The 17,856-nt window shown below is 57.3% G+C and carries 15 protein-coding genes; 11 read left to right on the top strand and 4 right to left on the bottom strand.

Features of this window, described 5'->3' with window-relative positions:
* Positions 1-141 precede the first annotated feature (141 nt).
* From M728_RS29605 to M728_RS29595, 3 genes are read right to left on the bottom strand one after another with little or no spacing between them, the layout of a single operon-like run.
* Positions 142-672, bottom strand: coding sequence for a thioesterase family protein (locus M728_RS29605; protein WP_051441059.1), 531 nt, complete (start codon positions 670-672; stop codon positions 142-144).
* On the bottom strand, positions 672-2,339 hold the full coding sequence (locus M728_RS29600) for a biotin carboxylase N-terminal domain-containing protein (protein ID WP_026622889.1): 1,668 nt from the start codon (positions 2,337-2,339) through the stop codon (positions 672-674). Before M728_RS29600 ends, M728_RS29605 begins: the two co-directional genes overlap by 1 nt.
* Positions 2,340-2,353: 14 nt before the next feature.
* Positions 2,354-3,496 (bottom strand): ABC transporter ATP-binding protein, encoded by a 1,143-nt coding sequence (locus M728_RS29595; protein ID WP_051441060.1) that lies wholly within the window; start codon positions 3,494-3,496, stop codon positions 2,354-2,356.
* A 210-nt stretch (positions 3,497-3,706) separates the two neighbouring features.
* On the opposite strand from M728_RS29595, the gene M728_RS29590 reads away from it, so the two are divergent.
* From M728_RS29590 to M728_RS29550, 9 genes are read left to right on the top strand one after another with little or no spacing between them, the layout of a single operon-like run.
* On the top strand, positions 3,707-4,792 hold the full coding sequence (locus M728_RS29590) for an extracellular solute-binding protein (protein WP_198023440.1): 1,086 nt from the start codon (positions 3,707-3,709) through the stop codon (positions 4,790-4,792).
* 12 nt (positions 4,793-4,804) lie between these two features.
* Entirely contained in the window at positions 4,805-5,452 is a 648-nt protein-coding gene (locus M728_RS29585) for a TetR/AcrR family transcriptional regulator (RefSeq protein WP_051441061.1), read from the top strand.
* Positions 5,453-5,483: 31 nt separating this feature from the next.
* Positions 5,484-7,043, top strand: a complete 1,560-nt coding sequence (locus M728_RS29580) for a class I adenylate-forming enzyme family protein (protein WP_026622892.1) — start codon at positions 5,484-5,486, stop codon at positions 7,041-7,043.
* 10 nt (positions 7,044-7,053) lie between these two features.
* The gene (locus M728_RS29575; RefSeq protein ID WP_034884497.1) at positions 7,054-8,592 is read left to right on the top strand and encodes an acyl-CoA carboxylase subunit beta; all 1,539 of its coding nucleotides are present in this window, start codon (positions 7,054-7,056) and stop codon (positions 8,590-8,592) included.
* 1 nt (position 8,593) lies between these two features.
* Positions 8,594-10,318, top strand: a complete 1,725-nt coding sequence (locus M728_RS29570; protein ID WP_026622893.1) for an ABC transporter permease subunit — start codon at positions 8,594-8,596, stop codon at positions 10,316-10,318.
* Between the two features lie 4 nt (positions 10,319-10,322).
* Positions 10,323-11,495, top strand: coding sequence for a hypothetical protein (locus tag M728_RS29565; RefSeq protein WP_026622894.1), 1,173 nt, complete (start codon positions 10,323-10,325; stop codon positions 11,493-11,495).
* Positions 11,495-11,902 (top strand): Zn-ribbon domain-containing OB-fold protein, encoded by a 408-nt coding sequence (locus tag M728_RS29560; protein ID WP_026622895.1) that lies wholly within the window; start codon positions 11,495-11,497, stop codon positions 11,900-11,902. The genes M728_RS29565 and M728_RS29560 overlap by 1 nt, the downstream gene beginning before the upstream one ends.
* 3 nt (positions 11,903-11,905) lie before the next feature.
* The gene (locus tag M728_RS29555) at positions 11,906-12,349 is read left to right on the top strand and encodes a MaoC/PaaZ C-terminal domain-containing protein (RefSeq protein WP_026622896.1); all 444 of its coding nucleotides are present in this window, start codon (positions 11,906-11,908) and stop codon (positions 12,347-12,349) included.
* Entirely contained in the window at positions 12,349-13,086 is a 738-nt protein-coding gene (locus M728_RS29550) for an SDR family NAD(P)-dependent oxidoreductase (RefSeq protein ID WP_026622897.1), read from the top strand. Before M728_RS29555 ends, M728_RS29550 begins: the two co-directional genes overlap by 1 nt.
* A gap of 422 nt (positions 13,087-13,508) precedes the next feature.
* Here M728_RS29550 and M728_RS29545 read toward each other — a convergent pair whose 3' ends face one another.
* Positions 13,509-15,962, bottom strand: coding sequence for an FAD-dependent oxidoreductase (locus M728_RS29545; protein WP_026622898.1), 2,454 nt, complete (start codon positions 15,960-15,962; stop codon positions 13,509-13,511).
* A 226-nt stretch (positions 15,963-16,188) separates the two neighbouring features.
* On the opposite strand from M728_RS29545, the gene M728_RS29540 reads away from it, so the two are divergent.
* The gene (locus M728_RS29540; protein ID WP_156943572.1) at positions 16,189-16,353 is read left to right on the top strand and encodes a hypothetical protein; all 165 of its coding nucleotides are present in this window, start codon (positions 16,189-16,191) and stop codon (positions 16,351-16,353) included.
* A 3-nt stretch (positions 16,354-16,356) separates the two neighbouring features.
* A complete protein-coding gene (locus M728_RS29535; protein WP_026622899.1) occupies positions 16,357-17,835 on the top strand; it encodes an NAD-dependent succinate-semialdehyde dehydrogenase in 1,479 nt (492 codons plus the stop codon).
* Positions 17,836-17,856: the final 21 nt, after the last annotated feature.

Here is a 17,856-nt window from a genome sequence, read left to right as displayed (position 1 = left end):
GCTCACGAAAATCGGTGGGGCACCAAAGGCGACCTCTCCCCGCCAAAACGGCGACTGGTAATATGCAGATCAAAGAGGGCAGGCTCGAATCTAGGCGCACCATTCTAGAGGCGTGTATCGGATAACAAACAGGCCCCTGTTTCACGTCCGACAGTGCAATTTCACCCTCCGGATCGACGCCGAAAGACCCTTCGGCTCCTGATAGGGGCTCCAGGTCATCAGGGCACGTGTCAGGCATTCGCGCATGTAGTTGCCGACGGGGGTGGCTTTCCGATAATTGGTATCAACATGTACCATCATGTGTTCCCCCGTCGCCACGACGACATCCTCAGATTCATTCAACACATACTGATAGATCTGGAGGCGGATGTCATCGAAGCCAATCATCTCAGTGTAAACTAGCAATGGCGTGCCGGTACGGCATTCCTTCAGGTTCCTCAAATGTCCCTCAACGGAAAAGAAGCTAAACCCCTTCAGCCTGTATTCCTCGGTGAAGCCCATCGCACGCAGGAAATTCTCACCGGCGTCTGCCAAAACCTTGTAATATTGCCATTCCGTCATATGACCGTTGTAGTCGATCCAGTCCTTCTCGACGACGGTCTTCAACGTCAGTAGGGCGTTAAGCTGCGGTCGCTCGTGATCGGCGATGGATGAGAATGTCGCGCTGGGCATTAGTCTAGCCCCAGCAGATCGGCATCCATTTCTATGAATGCACCCCTTTCAACGTTGATCTTAGCGACGACGCCCCCCTCCTCGGCCACGATCGACTGCTCCATCTTCATCGACTCCATGATGGCAACCACGTCGCCTCGACTGATTTTATCCCCTTCCTTGACGCACATTTCCAACACTATGCCGGAGAGGGGCGCCTTGATGCCCCGCCGATACATCGGCGGTTCAGAAATCTCTCCATTACTAGGTTCGGGCTCGTCGACATTTATTTCCTGCTGGATAGAAGGTTGTTCAGCGAGCTCCCGTGCCTCCTTTGACAGTCGCTCTATTTCTGAGTCGATCCAGCGCGTATGGACGATGAATTCCGGTTCGTACGTCCCGATGAATTCTTCCCGGTTTAGGATTGCCCGGTGAAGCGGAACGATTGTCTGGACACCCTCCACTTCAAGTTCAGCCAGAGCCCGCGAAGCTCGCGCCAACGCCTGCGCACGGTCGCAGCCCGTCACTATGAGCTTCCCCATAAGAGAGTCATAGTAGGGCGGGATCGTATCCCCCTCGCCATAACCGAAATCGACACGAACGCCTGGACCACCTGGAACCCGAAGGCGCGTTAGCTTGCCTGGGACCGGCCGAAAGTCCGCCCAGGGATCTTCCGCATTGATGCGGAACTCGATTGAATGGCCACGCACCGGCGGATCCGTGAAGGTTAGGAGCTTTCCCTCGGCGATGTTGAACATCTCGCGAATGATGTCGATGCCGGTGACTTCTTCGGTGACGGGATGCTCCACCTGGACGCGGGTGTTAACTTCAAGAAAGTAAATCTCGCCCCTGGGTGTTATCAGAAATTCGCAGGTGGCCGCGCCACGATAGCCGACCTCTTTGAGAATACCAACCGAAGCCTCCTTCAGCTGTTTCCGCTGCGCGTTGGACAGGAAAGGTGCTGGTGCTTCCTCGATAAGTTTTTGCTGCCTCCGCTGCAGAGTGCAATCGCGCGTGGCCAGCACGGCTATCGTCCCGTCGGCATCCACGAGGCACTGTGTCTCTACGTGCCTCGCATTTTCAACATACACTTCGACGAAACATTCGGATCGGCCGAAGGCAAGCCCTGCTTCACGCTCTGCCGCCGCCATTTGCGGCTCCAACTCGTCCATCGTGCGAACAATACGCATGCCGCGACCGCCGCCGCCGTTCTGGGCTTTGATAATGACCGGGAGGCCATGCGCCTTTACAAATTTGCGGACCTGGTCGATCGTCGCGGTGCCATCATCCATTGAAGGCAAAAGTGGCGCCCCGACCTTGCGAGCAATGGCGCGCGCCTTAACCTTATCCCCGAGCTGCGCAATCGCCTCGGCTGGCGGACCGATCCAGATCAGGCCAGCGGCCTCGACAGCGGCTGCGAATTCTTCGTTTTCCGAAAGAAGACCATATCCGGGGTGTACTGCATCCGCGCCACTTTCATCCGCAATTCCAAGGATCGCCGCCTGGTTGAGATAGGTCTCCAGAGGCGAATTGCCTTTGAGAAGGAAAACTTCATCAGCGGCCCGAGCATACAGGGCTTGCCGATCGGCCTCAGATGCGATCGCTACTGATTGGTAACCTGCATCCTTGCACGCCCTAATAATGCGAAGGGCGATTTCGCCGCGGTTTGCCACCAAAACTTTTTTCATTGGACCCTCCGCTTTTATCGATTGATCAGAACCGCCGACGTTCGTTTCCAAGTCACCCAGGCGTCCGTCCCGCAAGGCGGGACGTCAGACTTGTTGCACTCGACAAGCAAGGTGTTGCCCGCTTGGCTGGAAACGGTCACCAGACAGCGGCTTCCCAAGAAGAGTTCTTTCTCGATCCTGACTGAGATCGCTGGTGACCAATCATCGTTGCGGGGTTCGTCCTTTACAAGAAAGAGGTCCTCGGGCCGGAGAACTATTGAGAGGGGTTCACCGCTCGTTACCCCTTTACTGCTCGTAGCCACCGGTATCTCACCCAGTGGCGTCGCCGCGAGACGTGTCTCGTCGATGGCGGTAGGAACAAGTCTCTCTATAGGTACGATGTTCGCCTCTCCAAGAAAGCGCGCCACAAATCGAGAATTTGGTCGGAAGTAGAGTTCGGCGGGGGTGTCGTATTGGAGAATTTCGCCGCCATCCATGATGGCGATCTTGTCGGAAAGGATGAACGCCTCCTCCTGATCGTGTGTGACATAAACAGTCGTGATACCTGTCCGTTGCTGAATTTCTCGCAAATCGGATCCTAGTTGCTGGCGCAATCGACGGTCGAGGGCGCCCATTGGCTCATCAAGAAGCAGAAGTGACGGTCGGTAGGCCAGTGCTCGCCCAATTGCGACGCGTTGCTGTTGCCCACCACTCAATTCGCCGACTGCGCGTGCGGCCACATGCGGGAGCTCGATTAGTTCGAGTATTTCTTTTGTCCGCGCTTGCCTCTCAACCTGGGGCCACTTGTGAAGCTTTAAAGGATACTCGATGTTTTGCGCGACCGTCATGTGAGGGAAAAGCGCATAGTTCTGGAAGACGAACCCGATGTTGCGCGCCTGTACAGAGAGTGACGTCACCTCTCGGCTGCCGATCGTAATCGTACCGGCACTCGGCGTTATCAACCCGGCGATCGCTCTAAGAAGCGTCGTTTTGCCTGACCCTGAAGGCCCAAGCAGCGTGCAAAAGGTGCCGGCGGGAATGTTCAGGCTGGTCTGTTTGAGCCCGTAAAAGCCGTTCGGGAAGCGGACTTCGACAGCGTTAACCTCGATGCCGTTTGCGCGATCGCCAGGTGCATCGGTGGAGCTCGCGCCCTCCCTGACCACGGGCTTTAAACTCATTCTGCAGTTCCCTTGTAGTTGCTCTCAAGAGGCCGCTCATGCCGACCGCGCCTCTCCTAGTGTTTGAGGTCATCTTAAGCCGGAAAGCGCGTTTAGCAAGACAAATGTTATAAAAAAATGCGACGGAGGCTTGCGAGCTGCATTCTTTTTGTTACAGTTGTGTTGCAACGGACAAATGGTACTAGGAGGACCATGTCGATGGGGAACAGAATGACAACTACCGCTGCAATGGCTTTTGCCGCTACTCTCTCCCTGCCAATCGCGGGCGGGAGCTTCGCGGCCGATCTGCTTCCGTCAGAGGTGAAGGCGAAGGTTTCGGGTGAACTCGTATGGCATGACGGCTCAGGTGGAGCGACCACCCGCGCACGCGAAGAAACGGTCATCAAGGCTTTTAAGGAGGAGACCGGCATCGCCGTGAAGGGTGACTTTAACTCCGACATGACGAAGTTCTTTGCTGCGATGGACAGTGGAGCAAGCATTCCGTGGAGCATGATCGAGTTTCCGACGAAAGGCGATTTCATCAAAGCCCGTGACGCCGGTTACCTGCAGAAACTCGACCCTGCCGTTGTCGACCTGAAGAAGGTGGGAGAGAGCGCTCACGACGAGTACGGTATCGACGTTCTGCGCTATGGGATTGTTTTTACTTACAATACCGAAAAGTTTGAGGGCGGCAATGCGCCAAGCAGCATCGTGGATCTGTATGATCTAAAACGATTCCCGGGCAAACGTTGCCTTTTCAAGTATCCGCAATTCGGCGGCGTTCTGGAATCGGCGCTTCTGGCGGACGGTGTTTCTCGCGACAAACTCTACCCACTGGACCTCGACAAAGCCTTCGCAAAGCTGGACACGATCAAAGCGGAAATTCTTTGGTGGTCGAACGGCGATGACGCAATCCGGCTTCTAGCGAGCGGTGAATGCGCTATGGGCATCACCTGGAGCGGCCGCGCCTATGGGGCGGTCAAGAACGATAAGGCGCCACTGGCGATCAAATGGGAGAACTCACTCTTTTCGCAAGCGGTCTATGCGGTGCCGGTCGGTGCCCCCAACGCCATTGCGGGTCAGGCGATGATCGCTCACTTCATCTCGGACATAGAAGGCCAGAAAGCCTTGGTGAACGAGATTACCTACACCACTGACGTCGTCGGACTCGACAGTTCATCCTATGGTGGCGACGTTGCGCCTTGGATCGTTGCCGGAGACAATGCTAAAAAGGCGATCGAAGAGAACGCTGCTTATTATGCTCAGCACATCACTGAAGTGGTGGATCGCTTCAACCGCTGGATTGCTTTGAACTAGAGAAGGACTGGCATGCCTCGCTTGGTGGATCATAACGAACGACGTAGGCAGATATGCGATGTTCTCCTGGATATCGTATCGGAGGCGGGCATTGCCGCCGCTACGATCAGGGAGGTCGCGGATCGTTCAGGATGGTCCACCGGCGTGATCGGCCACTATTTCAACAATCGTCAGGACCTCCTTCTCGGCGGGCTTCGGCGTGCAGCTGAGATTCTCGCGGAACATAATACACGCGTCTTAAAAACGTTAGAGGGTATTGCTGCGCTTGAGCAAATCCTCGAAGGCAGCATCCCACTCGATAAACGCCGCCTAGCCCTGTGTCGGATATTCTTCTTCTTTTATGCAGAAGGCATGACCGAAGAAGACCTGCGCCAGGAGCTGGAAAGCTATCTTCTAGGATGGCGGAAATCAGTTACGAGGGCGATACGAGATGCCCAAGCGCAGGGAGACCTTCCCGCCGAGCTTGATCCAAAGCGGATAGCCGCCGACCTGGTCGGGCTGGCGGACGGACTGAGCATCCACTCATTGCTGGACCCAAGGGTCATGGCCCAGTTGCGAGAGCATTCCCCGGTTCGATTCTGGATACGGCGCTTGGCAGCTGGCCTGCCCGCCGGCGAAGCGGTCGAGCCTGCCCAGGCGAAAAACTACGCGGTCGTGTGAAGAATTCGACTGCCGATCAATTGGAAAGAACATGCTGAACAATGCTGAATCTACCCTCGGGTGGACCGTGTCTTCTATTCTGGGCGATTCCGGACCGTCAGCTCTGCATCGTCCCGACAAGCTGGCCCTGGTTTGGGAGAACGGCGCCCTCACCTATCACCAGCTTCGGAACCGTTCGCTGAAGATCGCGGGTGCACTCCGTGCAATGGGTCTCGAGACGGGCGATCGAGTTGCGTCCTTGCTCTTCAATCGTGGCGAAATATTCGAGCTCTACTTTGCCTGCGCGTTTGCAGGTCTGACGCTGGTGCCGATCAGCTTCCGTTTGACCGCCAGCGAGATTGCCTCGATCGTCGAAGACAGCGGTTCGAAAGTGGTGTTCGTCGAAACCGAACTGTTTTCTGTCCTTCGAGAGGCGGTGAACACTCTCTCCGCGGCTCCAAGGATTATCACGCTCGAAGCGGCTCGAGGCGGCGATGAGTACGAGGCCCTTGCCGGAGACCATCCGGCCCTGGCGGCCGCAATCCCTCACGAGATTCAGATGATCCTCTATACGTCTGGCACAACCGGAAAGCCCAAGGGTGTCGTGATGCGTTCATTGGCGGTCATGTGGTGCGCCATGCAACAGGTGACCCAGTTCAGGATCACCCGAGACACCGTGATGCTCCTTAACGCGCCGATGTACAACACGGCTGCAATGAATGAGAGCTCCATTCCGACGTTTCTCATGGGCGGTACGGTAGCGATCATGCCAAGCCGGGGCTGGAGCGCCGAGCGACTTGGTGAGTTCACAGCGCAATGGGGCGTAACGCACGCTCTAATCTTCCCATCGATGTTCAGGAATATGATCGAGGCGGATGACCGTCGTCCGTTGCCGCTGCAATCGATGAAATGGTGGTACACGGGCGGAGAGAATTGCCCCCCTGCCCTGATTGCCGAGGTTCGTCGGCGCTGGTCGGACATTCACCTTGCGATCGCTTATGGATCCACTGAGTCGGGTCTTCCGACCTTAATCGAGGGGGAAGACATCGAGCTTCATCCTGGCTCGGTCGGCCGATGCGTGCCAGGCCAGTCGGTCCGGCTTCTCGATGCCGATGGCAACGACGTTCCGATCGGTGGGATTGGCGACGTATGGACTGCTGGCCCGTCTGTCATGAGAAACTACTGGAACGCTCCACAGCTTGATGCGGAAACGGTCCGGAATGGATGGCTCAAGATCGGTGACCTTGCGACGATGGACGATGATGGATGGATCTATATCGTCGGCCGTAGCAAAGACCTCATCATTTCCAAGGGGCAGAACATCTATCCAGCGGAAATCGAGAATGTCATTCGTCAGCATCCAGCGGTAATCGATGTTGCCGTTGTCGGTCTCCCCGACGAAGAGTTCACGGAGGTCGTTTGTGCTGCGATCGTTCCGCGCAACGACATGGCTCCATCCAAGGAGGAAATCATGTCGTTCATCCTGACGCAGCTCGCGTCGTACAAGAAGCCACGTCACATCCTCTTTCTGGACAGCTTCCCAATCCGCAACGCGACGAAGGTCGACAAGAAAGAGCTGGCGAAGATTTGTGCCGACCTGATTGGAATTTGAGGGGGAACGTATGACGCAGAAAATCAGTGTTGAATGGGAAGCTTTGCTTTCCGAACTTGAACGGCGGCGCGGTATAGCGCTCGCGTCGAGCGGTCCCGAAAGGATCGCCCGTGAGCACAAATATGGGCGTTCGACCGCGCGCGAGAGGATTGCCAAGATCGCAGATCACGGCAGCTTTCTTGAAATCGGCACTTTCGTTACGACCCCCACCGATGACGGGTCGCTGCTGGCATCAACATTCGTCTGTGGCCTGTGCGAAATCGATGGCCGGTCGGTTGCTATCGGTGCGGAAGACTACAGCGTTGAGGGTGGCGGAACAGGCGTGCACCTTGCCCGATACAAGGGGGGATGGGGCGGTTTCATCGAAGAATTTGCGATTGGCTATAAAATCCCCTTGGTAATGCTCATCAATGGTGTCGGAGGCTCGGTAATTCTTCAGGACCAGATAGGATATCCTGAACTTCAGTCCGCTAATCCGACCTACCCTATGTTTGATTTGCTTGAGCAAGTGCCGGTTCTGGCGGCGGTGCTCGGTCCGACTGCAGGCAGCTCAGCTGCCCGGGCACATATATCCCATTTCTCGGTCATGACTTCGGACAATGGCTGCCTGTTTGCGGGCGGCCCGCCAGTCGTGAAGCAGGCGTTGGGTCTCGAAATCGACAAGTTCGCGCTTGGCGGTGTCTCGATCCACACGCGAGCCTCGGGTCTTATCGACAATCAGGCGGACAACGAGGATGACGCGCTTCAGCAAATCAAGAAGGTTCTTGGGTATCTACCCGACAATGTCTGCAGACGTCCGGCAGTACGTGCCGACTGGACGGCGAACGATCAGGAAGAACTGCTTGGGATCGTTTCGCCCAGTCTCAGGCGCGCTTACGATGTGCACGCCCTCATCCGCTGCCTGGTAGACCAGGAGAGCTTCTTTGAAATTGCTCCGGACTATGGAAAGTCGCTCCGGACCGGCTTGGCGCGCATAGAGGGACACACAGTCGGCATTCTCGCTTCGGATGCGCGGTTTGTGGCGGGTTCATTGGATGTGCCGTCGTCGTTGAAGCAGGCCAAGTTCGTCGAACTTTGCGATCGTTTCCACATCCCTATTGCCTATCTGGTCGACGTTCCAGGCTTCCTCGTTGGCCCGAAAGCGGAGGAAGCGGGCGTCCTCAAGTTCGGAGCATACGCTCTTCGGGCAATCCAGCAGGCGAAGATTCCGGTGATCACCGTCCAGGTTCGCCGTTCCTACGGTCTCGGTGGAGTTGCGACCGGGAGCCGCAATCCGATGAGCCTGCGTCTGGTTTGGCCAAGCGCGGCCTGGGGAGACATGCCGATCGAAGGCGGAGTCGAGGCCGCCTTCCGCGCCCAGCTTGATGCAGTACCGCCGGAACAGCGCGCAGAGCTCAAGGCTGAACTGACGAAACGCTTTGAGGCGCAAACGTCGATCTGGCGCGCTATCGAAAACTTTGGCGCAGAAGAAATGATCGATCCGCGCGACACCCGAAAATACCTCGCGCGCCTGCTGAAGCTTTCCTATCGCAAGCCGTTGGAGATGTGAGATGGGCTACGTCTCGATCGCCTCGCCTGCAGGTAGCTCGAATGTGTTGCGCTCCCTTTCCACTCGCTTCGTTTTGCTTCTGCCCGCGTTTCTCATCCTTGGCCTTTCCCTGGTCTGGCCGCTCATCACGATCGTTCTGCGCAGCCTGCATGAAAAGGGTCGTGCGACCCTGTCGGACGTCCTGTATTTCGGTCACTACGCAGCAATCGTACACGATGACCTTCTCAGACAGGTCGCACTTCACAGCGTTATGCTTGCGTTCGTATCGACGATCGTAACCGTAGCCCTCGCCTTTCCGGCAGCCTACGTCATTTCGCGTCTCTCGCGGGGGCTTTCCTCGCTGATGATGGTGCTGATCCTAATGCCTTTCTGGGTGTCGATCATCGTTCGCTTGTTCGCGTTCACGACCATCCTCGGACAACAAGGAATCATAAACTCGGCCGCCGGCTACCTGGGAGTCGGGCCGTTCCCCCTGCTCTACAACACCTTCGCGACGATCGTGGGTATGGTTGCCTATCTGCTTCCATATCTGATCCTCATCCTCGTCTCCGCGATGATGTCGATTGACACGTCCATGCTGACCGCTGCGCGGACGATGGGCGCGAGTGAACGCCGCGTCTTCACGGACATTTACTTCCCCCAAGTCCGTCCAGCCCTCCTTGGCGGCAGCGTATTGGTCTTTGTGCTCGGTCTGGGTTTTTTTCTCACGCCAGCGATCCTGGGAGGACCTCACAACCTGACAATCCCTATCTTCATTCAGCAGCAAGTTCAGAACTATCAGTGGGGTAAGGCGGCTGCGATGGGCATTGCTCTGCTGGGCGTGTCTGTGATCGGTTATATGGTGGCGCTGAAAATCGGTGGCCGCAGCATGCTGTCACCGGTTCAGCAGGGCTCGCGGGGCGCCGCAGCCCGAGATCCGTTGAGGCCGACGCCCGTTGCGGCCTTATGCGTCGCCATCCTGTTTTTTGATCTCGCGCTGCTCATTCTTCCACTTCTCGTGGTCATCCCGACATCAATAACGGAGACGACGCAAATCCGATTTCCGCCCGTCGGCTTTAGCACAAGGTGGTTTGTGGAGGCCTTTACGTCATCCACCTGGATTGACGCATTCCTTAAGAGCGTTCGCGTCGGCATTCTGACGGCAGTGGTGGCAACCCTTTGCGGGCTGGCTCTCGCCCGGGTTGGTACCCGCTCAAAGTCGATGTTGTTGAAATCGATGATTCAGACAACTGCAATCGTCCCCCTGATCGTCCCAGTGATCCTGCTCGGCATCGGCATTTACGACGTGCAGGGGAAGCTAGGATTGCTTGGCACAGACGTTGGCCTCGTTATCGCTCACTCCGTCTTGTGTCTGCCTCTCGCTTTCCTGATTCTGGCGAACGCGTTGTCGGCCGTGGATATCTCAATCGAGCAGGCAGCGTGGACGATGGGTGCGAGTAATGCCCGTGCGTTCCTGGGCATTGTCGTTCCAATCGTGATCCCCGCTGTCGTCGGCGCGCTTGTCATCTCCTTCGTGACATCATGGGACGAAGCGGTTCTCGCAATGTTCCAAACCGAACTCGATAAAACGCTGCCCGTCACAATCTATTCGTTCTTGCGAAGCGGCATCACCCCGGTTGTCTCGGCTGTCGCAACAATCGTGATTGCGCCTGTCCTCCTAGGTTCAATCGTCATCGCAGTTCGCTCGCTCAGAGCCGGCCGTCGCGCCAAGAGACAAGGTATCTAAACCCATGGCCAAAGAATATTTTCCAAGCGGTAGTGCGGCAATCGTCGGTGCATTCGAATCTCCCCGTCGCAAGGCTCCGGGCATCCATCCTTACCAAATCCACGCTGAGGTGATCGCTGAAGCGCTCGCCGATGCAGGTTTAGACCTCTCCGATGTTGATGGCTTTGCCACAGCCGCCTCGTTCCCTTCGGAAGCCGGCTGGCAGCTCAACGTGGTCGAAATTGCAGAATATGTCGGCATCAAACCCTCCTGGGTATGCAGCACCGACATCGGAGGAGCGGCGCCTTTGAGCCATGTCGGCAACGCCGTCGCCGCTATCCATGCCGGTCTCTGCGAGACCGTCGTGATCAGTTACGCATCATCTGGCCGCTCTTGGCCGTTACCGGCCAGCGATTTCAATACCGGTCAAACTGGTCCGGGCGAGTTCGAAGTCCCATATGGAGTTTCAACGATTTCCGCCTATGCACTGGCCGCTACCCGCTACATGCATCAGTATGGGCTTCGGTCGGAGGAGCTTGCCGAAATTGCTGTTCAGGCGCGTCGCTATGCGCACCTCAACCCGCAGGCGATGTATCGTGACATCATCACGGTCGACGACGTTCTTTCGTCACCAATGATATCGAGCCCCCTTCGAAAGCTTGACTGCTGCGTCGTGAGCGACTCCGGCGGGGCGATAGTGGTGACTTCCCGGGACAGAGCGCGCGACACGCGGCGAGGAGGTCCGTCGATCCTCGGCTTCGGCGAAGCAATCAGCCATGGCCAGATGAACCAGATGTCCGATCTGACAACGACCTGCGCAGAGTTCTCCGGGCGCCGCGCGTTCGAGTCAGCGGGTCTTACTCCCGGCGATATCAAGGTGGCCCAGATCTATGACTCGTTCACGATCACGGTCGCTCTTTCGTTAGAGGCGCTTGGCTTCGTGCCAAAGGGCGAGGTCGGGGGCTTTATCGCCGGCGGCGGGATTGCAGCGGGCGGGCGACTTCCCATCAACACTGATGGTGGTGGGCTGTCCTCCAATCATGCCGGGCGGCGCGGGATGTTCGCGATCATCGAAGCTGTCCGTCAACTGCGTGGCGAAAGCCCTGGACTGCAGTTGAGGGATCCGCAACTGTGCCTCGTCAATGGAACGGGTGGCTGGCTGTCGGCAACATCTACTCTCATCCTTGGAGGAAAATAATGTTCGAGATGAGTTCTGTCCTCCCGGTTCATAACGGCCTCACTGAGGCGTGGTTTGAGGGAGTGGCGCGCGATCAACTGCTAATCCAGCGTGACCCGGAAACCGGCCGAGTTCAAATGTATCCGCGCGCTCGTGTTCTTGGGGCGCCCCAACGCGAGCCAGAATGGGTGCCCACTTCTGGGCGAGGAGTGCTTTATTCCTTTACCGTCGTTCACCGGTCGGTGCATCGCGAGTTCTCCTCGCTGACGCCGTTCGTCATTGCACTTGTCGATCTTGAGGAAGGCCCGCGGATCACAAGCTGGATTGTCGATACGCCACTGGAAAACATCCGATGCGACATGAAGCTGAGGCTCGTGTTCCGAGAAATTCACTCGGGTTTCAAAATGCCCTGCTTTGCTGAGGCTTGAACTATGCAGACAGTATTTAATGACATCGAAGAGGGCGCGGTCTTTGTGTCCGCGGGCAGGACGGTTACCGAGGCCGACATCGTGAACTTTGCTGGTCTGAGCGGAGATTTCAATCCGCTTCACACCGATGAGGAATGGGTTCGGGCAAACACCAAGTTCCCGTCGCGCATCGCTCATGGGCTGCTCATTCACTCCATCGGCGAAGGCCTGACTTGCAAGGAATTACTGACCTGGAAAATTCTCGCCTTCCTTGAGACACAACGAAAGATGCTCCTGCCGGTGCTTCCAGGAGATCGCATTTCGCAGCGCTATACCGTCAAATCCAAAAGGCCGAGCTCCAAAGACCCGTCTCGCGGAGTCGTCGAGGTGGAGGTCACAATCACCAACCAGCGGGGAGAGGTCGTTCAGGACGGCTATAACAAGTATTTGATTGGGGGAAATAACTGATGCGTGGGTTGCACGGAAAGATCGTCCTGGTAACGGGCAGCGCGCAGGGAATCGGCAAGGCAACGGCACTTCGATTGGCAGACGAAGGTGCGGTTGTCATTGTTGCCGATCGGAACATAGAGGGCGCCAGGTCGGTCGCAGATGAGATCGACCCTGCAGGTGAGCGCGCAAGAACAATCCTCCTCGACGTGTCGAGCCGGGAAAGCTGGCAGCAAGCCGCCGCAACCGTCAAGGATATCTACGGTGGGATCGATGGTTTGGTGAACAACGCTGGCATCACGCGAGACAAATCACTGCTCAAGATGAGCGAGGAAGACTGGGACCTCGTGATCGACGTAAATTTGAAGGGTGCGTGGCTCGGCTGCCAAGCGGTTGTCCCGCTTATGGCGGCTCGCGGAGGTGTGATCGTAAATTTGTCGTCCGAATCTCGGTGGGGTGCCTTCGGACAGTCAAACTATGCTTCGGCGAAGGCGGGCCTCGTCGGATTGACGCGAACTGTGGCCCTCGAGCATGCCAGACACAACATCAGAGTCAATGCAATCGCCCCAGGAACCACGATGACGCCCATGGTGGAAGCTGTGCCGGAAGAGGTACGCAAGGGATGGCTGGAGAACATTCCGCTGCGTCGTGAAGCTCAACCTTCCGAGATCGCGTCGGCCATCGCTTTCCTGCTCTCTGATGATGCAAGTTATATCACAGGGCAGATCCTTGGCGTCAACGGAGGATCTGCCCTTTGAAATCGAAACACGCTCAAGTGAACCGTTTCCTCTTGAGCGTGTTCGAGGAGCAAGGGGCCTATGATCTGCTGAACTGAGAAGTCGCCGGCCCCGCTCAAAACTCTTTCCGGCTCAGAGGACCGGGGGCCAAGCCGCCGTCGATGCCGTGAACTGCTCCACTGATGAAGGTTGCTTGCGCAGACGAAACGTGCGCTATGAGGTGCCCCACTTGCGCCGGAGAGCCCGCTCGTCCCATCGGCGTGTGACGTAGCAGCGATATCTTGGAGGTAGTCAGAGCAGAACTTTCGTCGGGCCTGCCGGAGGGTGAAATTCTCCAGAACACCGCAACTGGCGACGTTGCATCGTACGCCCTCGGGAGCGTAGTCCAATGACGTTCCTTTGATGACGGCCCACACAGGGCCGTCATCAATGCGAAGAGGCCGCTACGCGCGAACTCGCTCCGATTTGGGATCGTACCAACCGCCGAGCTGAACCTCGATCGGATAGCGCTTCATCGCCACCTCGACCTCCCAGGTTCCGCCCGCCAGCCAATCCTTGCTAACACCGTTATCGGCCTCGACATAGCCGAGACCGAGGGAGGCCTTGACACGGTGGCCGTAGGCACCTGACATGATCGAGCCGACGATTACGCCGTCGCGCAGCAGCGGCTCGTAATGGAAGAGCATCGGCGGGGTTTCGTCGTCGGCCTTGACCTTGACCTGCACGAGTCGCTTTTTGAGCGTGCCTGCCGCTTTCTGGCGCGCTAGCGCATCGCGACCGATGAAGCCGCCCGGTTTGTCGAGCGCGACCGTGAATCCGACGCCGCCTTCGAATGGCGTATCTTCCTCACCTATATCATGACCCCAATGGCGATAGCCCTTCTCCATGCGCATCGAGTTCAGCGCGAAGAAACCGGCGTTCTTCAGGTTGAATGCTTGCCCGGCTTCGGTCAGAACTTCGAAGACATGCACGGCGACTTCGCTCGGGATATAGAGTTCGAAGCCGAGTTCGCCGACGAAGGTGAGGCGGCTCGCACGCACGCGGGCATAACCGAGATCGATTTCCCGACTGGTGCCGAAGGGAAAGGCTTCGTTCGAGAAGTCGTCCGGCGAGACACGCGACAGGAGATCGCGGGACTTCGGTCCCCAGAGCGCCAACATCGCGAGGCCGGAGGTGATGTCGGTGATATAGACCTGCGCGCCGTCAGGCATGCGACGTTTGAACCAGGCAAGATCACGTCTCTGCGAGACCGCCACCGTAACTACCATGAACGATTGTTCGGTCAGCCGTGTGATGGTGACGTCGGCCTCGATGCCACCCAAATCGTTCAGCCATTGGGTGTAGATCACCTTCCCAATCGCGACGTCGCATTCGGCGGCACTGATCCAGTTCAACGCCTTAAGCGCGTCCGGACCCTCAACTATGTATTTGACGAAGCAGCTGTGGTCGAAGAGCGAAACGTTTTCGGCCGTGTTGGCGCATTCGGCGGCGACGTTGTCGAACCAGCTCGGCTTGGAGTAGGAATACTCGATGTTGGCGACTTCTTCCGCCGTGCCGTAGAAGCCGGGGCGTTCCCAGCCGGCCAGTTCGGTCATGAAGGCGCCGGATGCCAGAAGCCGGTCGTGGAAGGGCGAGCGGCGGATGCCGCGGGCGGTTTCGAACTGCTTGCTCGGCCAGTGCATATCATAGAGCGAGCCAATGGTTTCGACGGCACGGTCTTCCAGGTACTTCTTGTTGCGCTGGAATGACTGCGTGCGGCGCACGTCCACATCGAGCAATTCAACCGGCGGGCGGCCTTCCGCAACCCAGGACGCCATGGCTTTGCCGACCCCGCCGGAGGAAAGGATGCCCACAGAATTAAAGCCGGTTGCGACGAACAGACCATTAACTTCGGCCGTCTCGCCAAGATGATATCGATTGTCCGGGGTGAAGCTTTCCGGCCCGTTGAAGAACAGCTGGATTCCGGTTTCCTGCAGAACGGGGACACGATTCATCGCCATCTCGAGATAGGGGCTGATGTGATCCAAGTCCTCAGGAATCGTGTCGAAGCAGAAGCTTTCGGAAATGCCTTTCTGGCCCCAGGGTTTCGCGCCGGGCTCGAAGAAGCCGACCAGCAGCTTTCCGGCATCTTCCTTATAATAACTCCATTCGTCTGCCGTGAACATGACCGGCAGATCGCGGGGCAGACCCGGAATAGCCTCGGTGACGACGTAGAAGTGCTCGGCAGCATGCAGCGGTATCGTCACCCCAATCTGGGCTGCGAGGTCGCGCGACCACATGCCGCCAGCAATAACCACCTTCTTTGCAGCGATTTTGCCCTGCTCGGTCATCACGCCAACGGCTCTGCCATTCTCAGTCAGGACCTGCGTTACCTTGGTCCCCTCCAGTATCTTGGCTCCTCCCTTCCGCGCCCCTTTGACATATGCCATCGTCACGTCGGCCGGGTTGACCTGCCCATCGTTAGGGAACCAGAAACCGCCAACAAGGCCTTCGGTGCTAATTGGCGACCAGCGCTCCTTGATCTGGTCCACCGTTAACGCTTCGACAGGCAAGCCGAAATTACGTCCCATCGAGGCCCCTCGCGCAAGTTCCTCGTAGCGTGCCGGTGTCTTTGCAAGTCGCAGTGAACCGTTTCGCTTAAAACCGGTTGCCTGCCCGGTCTCTTCCTCGAGCCGGCCAAACAGTTCGCCAGTATATTGAGCAAGCTCGGTCATACGCCGGGTCGCGCGCAACTGAGTTACGAGACCGGCCGCATGCCATGTCGTCCCACTCGTCAATTGTTGACGTTCGCATAAGACCACGTCAGTGATCCCCAACTTAGTGAGGTGGTATGCGATCGAGCACCCCGCGATACCGCCGCCAATAATAACGACATCAGCCTGAGTGGGCATGTCCATTAAACGATTCCTTCTTGTCCAAGTTTTAGTTAACCCTCATCCCTCGGCCCGACCCTCCCCTTTTGTTTTGAGCTCTGGATCCTAAGGCGGGTAAAATGAGCTTTTCGTCCACTCTCCGCAGAAAGCTGGTGGCGGAGCATAGCACAGCGATATTGAAACTCTACAGAAAATATGCTGGGTTTACAAAAGTGCGACGGGTGCACCACGCCACAGCAGCTGAAGAGGAATGAAGATGCCGGATCAAGAAATTGTTGAACGCCGAAATGACGCAATCTCGCGCGGCGTGGGCGTCATTCGCTTCTTCTCGCCGCTCACCATCCAGGATGAGGTCTTCGCGGAAGCCCTCGATATTCTGGAGAAGAGTCTTCTCGAATGTGCCAAGGAGACCTGATAAATGGCAATCTCCGATAAGCTTCTTTCCAAGCTCAACGACCGAAACCTTCTCACCGACAAGGCCGTGATCGGCGGCGAATGGCTAAGCGCCAGCGCGTCCGGCAAGACATTCGAGGTGACGAACCCTGCGACGGGCGCAGTCATCGCCACTCTGCCGGACATGGATCGGGCCGACACGGCTTGCGCGATTGAATCAGCCTATGCCGCTCAGAAGGCATGGGCGAGAAAGACCGGCAAGGAGCGCGCTGCCATCTTGCATAAGCTCTACGATCTGATGGTCGCCAATGCCGATGACCTCGCGACGATCCTGACGATGGAAATGGGCAAGCCATTTTCGGAAGCGCGCGGTGAGATCCTGTACGGCGCCTCCTACGTGGAGTGGTTCGGAGAAGAGGCTAAGCGCGTCTACGGCGATACCATTCCTGGCCATCAACCGGATAAACGGATCATCGTACTGAAGCAGCCTGTCGGCGTCGTCGCTGCGATCACGCCTTGGAACTTCCCGAATGCCATGCTGGCTCGAAAGCTTGCTCCGGCGCTCGCCGCTGGTTGCTCGCTGGTCTCCAAGCCGGCCGCGGAAACGCCTTTATCGGCGCTGGCGCTAGCCATACTTGCGGAACGCGCCGGTCTGCCGGGCGGACTCTTCAACGTCGTCCTCTCAACCGACTCAGCGTCGGTGGGCCAGGAGATGTGCTCCAACGACAAGGTTCGAAAGCTCACCTTCACCGGCTCCACCAACGTGGGCAAGATCCTAATGCGGCAGGGCGCCGACCAGGTTCTGAAACTCGGTCTCGAACTCGGCGGTAATGCACCGTTCATCGTGTTCGATGATGCTAATCTGGATGCCGCTGTCGAAGGTGCGATGGTATCCAAATATCGCAACAATGGGCAGACCTGCGTCTGCGCAAATCGGCTTTACGTTCAGGCCGGCGTCTATGATGCTTTCGCAGAAAAGCTCGCTGCCAAGGTTGCTCAGATAAAGGTAGGCGATGGTTTCGAGGCTGGCGTGTCAGCAGGGCCGCTTATCTCCGACAAGGCGCTGGCGAAGGTCGAGGATCATATCAGCGACGCTCTTTCAAAAGGTGCGCGCTTGACAATTGGAGGTAAGCGCGACGACAAGGGCGGATTGTTCTTCGAGCCTACGGTTCTCACGCACGTAACGACCGAGATGAAAGTGGCGCGAGAGGAGACGTTCGGTCCGGTGGCGCCTCTGTTTCGCTTCGAGACCGAGGAGGACGTGATTGCAATGGCCAACAATACCGAATTCGGCTTGGCGTCCTACTTCTTCTCCAGCGATCTCTCAAAGGTCTTCAGGGTTGCCGAAGCACTTGAATACGGCATGGTCGGTATCAATACGGGTCTGATTTCAACTGAGGTTGCTCCCTTCGGCGGGATCAAGCAGTCGGGCCAGGGACGAGAAGGATCGAAATACGGGATCGAAGATTATCTCGAAGTCAAATACCTCTGCCTCAGCGTATGAAAGTGAGAGGGAGGGCAGTCT

It is taken from the genome of Ensifer sp. WSM1721, from assembly GCF_000513895.2.
Classification (GTDB): Bacteria; Pseudomonadota; Alphaproteobacteria; order Rhizobiales; family Rhizobiaceae; genus Sinorhizobium.
This window is presented reverse-complemented; position numbering and strand designations above follow the sequence as displayed.

Coding starts and splice junctions, on each gene's coding strand:
- M728_RS29545 (WP_026622898.1), bottom strand. CDS start 15,962: ATGGACATGCCCACTCAGGCTGATGTCGTTATTATTGGCGGCGGTATC.
- M728_RS29540 (WP_156943572.1), top strand. CDS start 16,189: ATGAAGATGCCGGATCAAGAAATTGTTGAACGCCGAAATGACGCAATC.
- M728_RS29565 (WP_026622894.1), top strand. CDS start 10,323: ATGGCCAAAGAATATTTTCCAAGCGGTAGTGCGGCAATCGTCGGTGCA.
- M728_RS29535 (WP_026622899.1), top strand. CDS start 16,357: ATGGCAATCTCCGATAAGCTTCTTTCCAAGCTCAACGACCGAAACCTT.
- M728_RS29590 (WP_198023440.1), top strand. CDS start 3,707: ATGACAACTACCGCTGCAATGGCTTTTGCCGCTACTCTCTCCCTGCCA.
- M728_RS29570 (WP_026622893.1), top strand. CDS start 8,594: ATGGGCTACGTCTCGATCGCCTCGCCTGCAGGTAGCTCGAATGTGTTG.
- M728_RS29550 (WP_026622897.1), top strand. CDS start 12,349: ATGCGTGGGTTGCACGGAAAGATCGTCCTGGTAACGGGCAGCGCGCAG.
- M728_RS29560 (WP_026622895.1), top strand. CDS start 11,495: ATGTTCGAGATGAGTTCTGTCCTCCCGGTTCATAACGGCCTCACTGAG.
- M728_RS29575 (WP_034884497.1), top strand. CDS start 7,054: ATGACGCAGAAAATCAGTGTTGAATGGGAAGCTTTGCTTTCCGAACTT.
- M728_RS29555 (WP_026622896.1), top strand. CDS start 11,906: ATGCAGACAGTATTTAATGACATCGAAGAGGGCGCGGTCTTTGTGTCC.
- M728_RS29595 (WP_051441060.1), bottom strand. CDS start 3,496: ATGAGTTTAAAGCCCGTGGTCAGGGAGGGCGCGAGCTCCACCGATGCA.
- M728_RS29580 (WP_026622892.1), top strand. CDS start 5,484: ATGCTGAACAATGCTGAATCTACCCTCGGGTGGACCGTGTCTTCTATT.
- M728_RS29605 (WP_051441059.1), bottom strand. CDS start 672: ATGCCCAGCGCGACATTCTCATCCATCGCCGATCACGAGCGACCGCAG.
- M728_RS29600 (WP_026622889.1), bottom strand. CDS start 2,339: ATGAAAAAAGTTTTGGTGGCAAACCGCGGCGAAATCGCCCTTCGCATT.
- M728_RS29585 (WP_051441061.1), top strand. CDS start 4,805: ATGCCTCGCTTGGTGGATCATAACGAACGACGTAGGCAGATATGCGAT.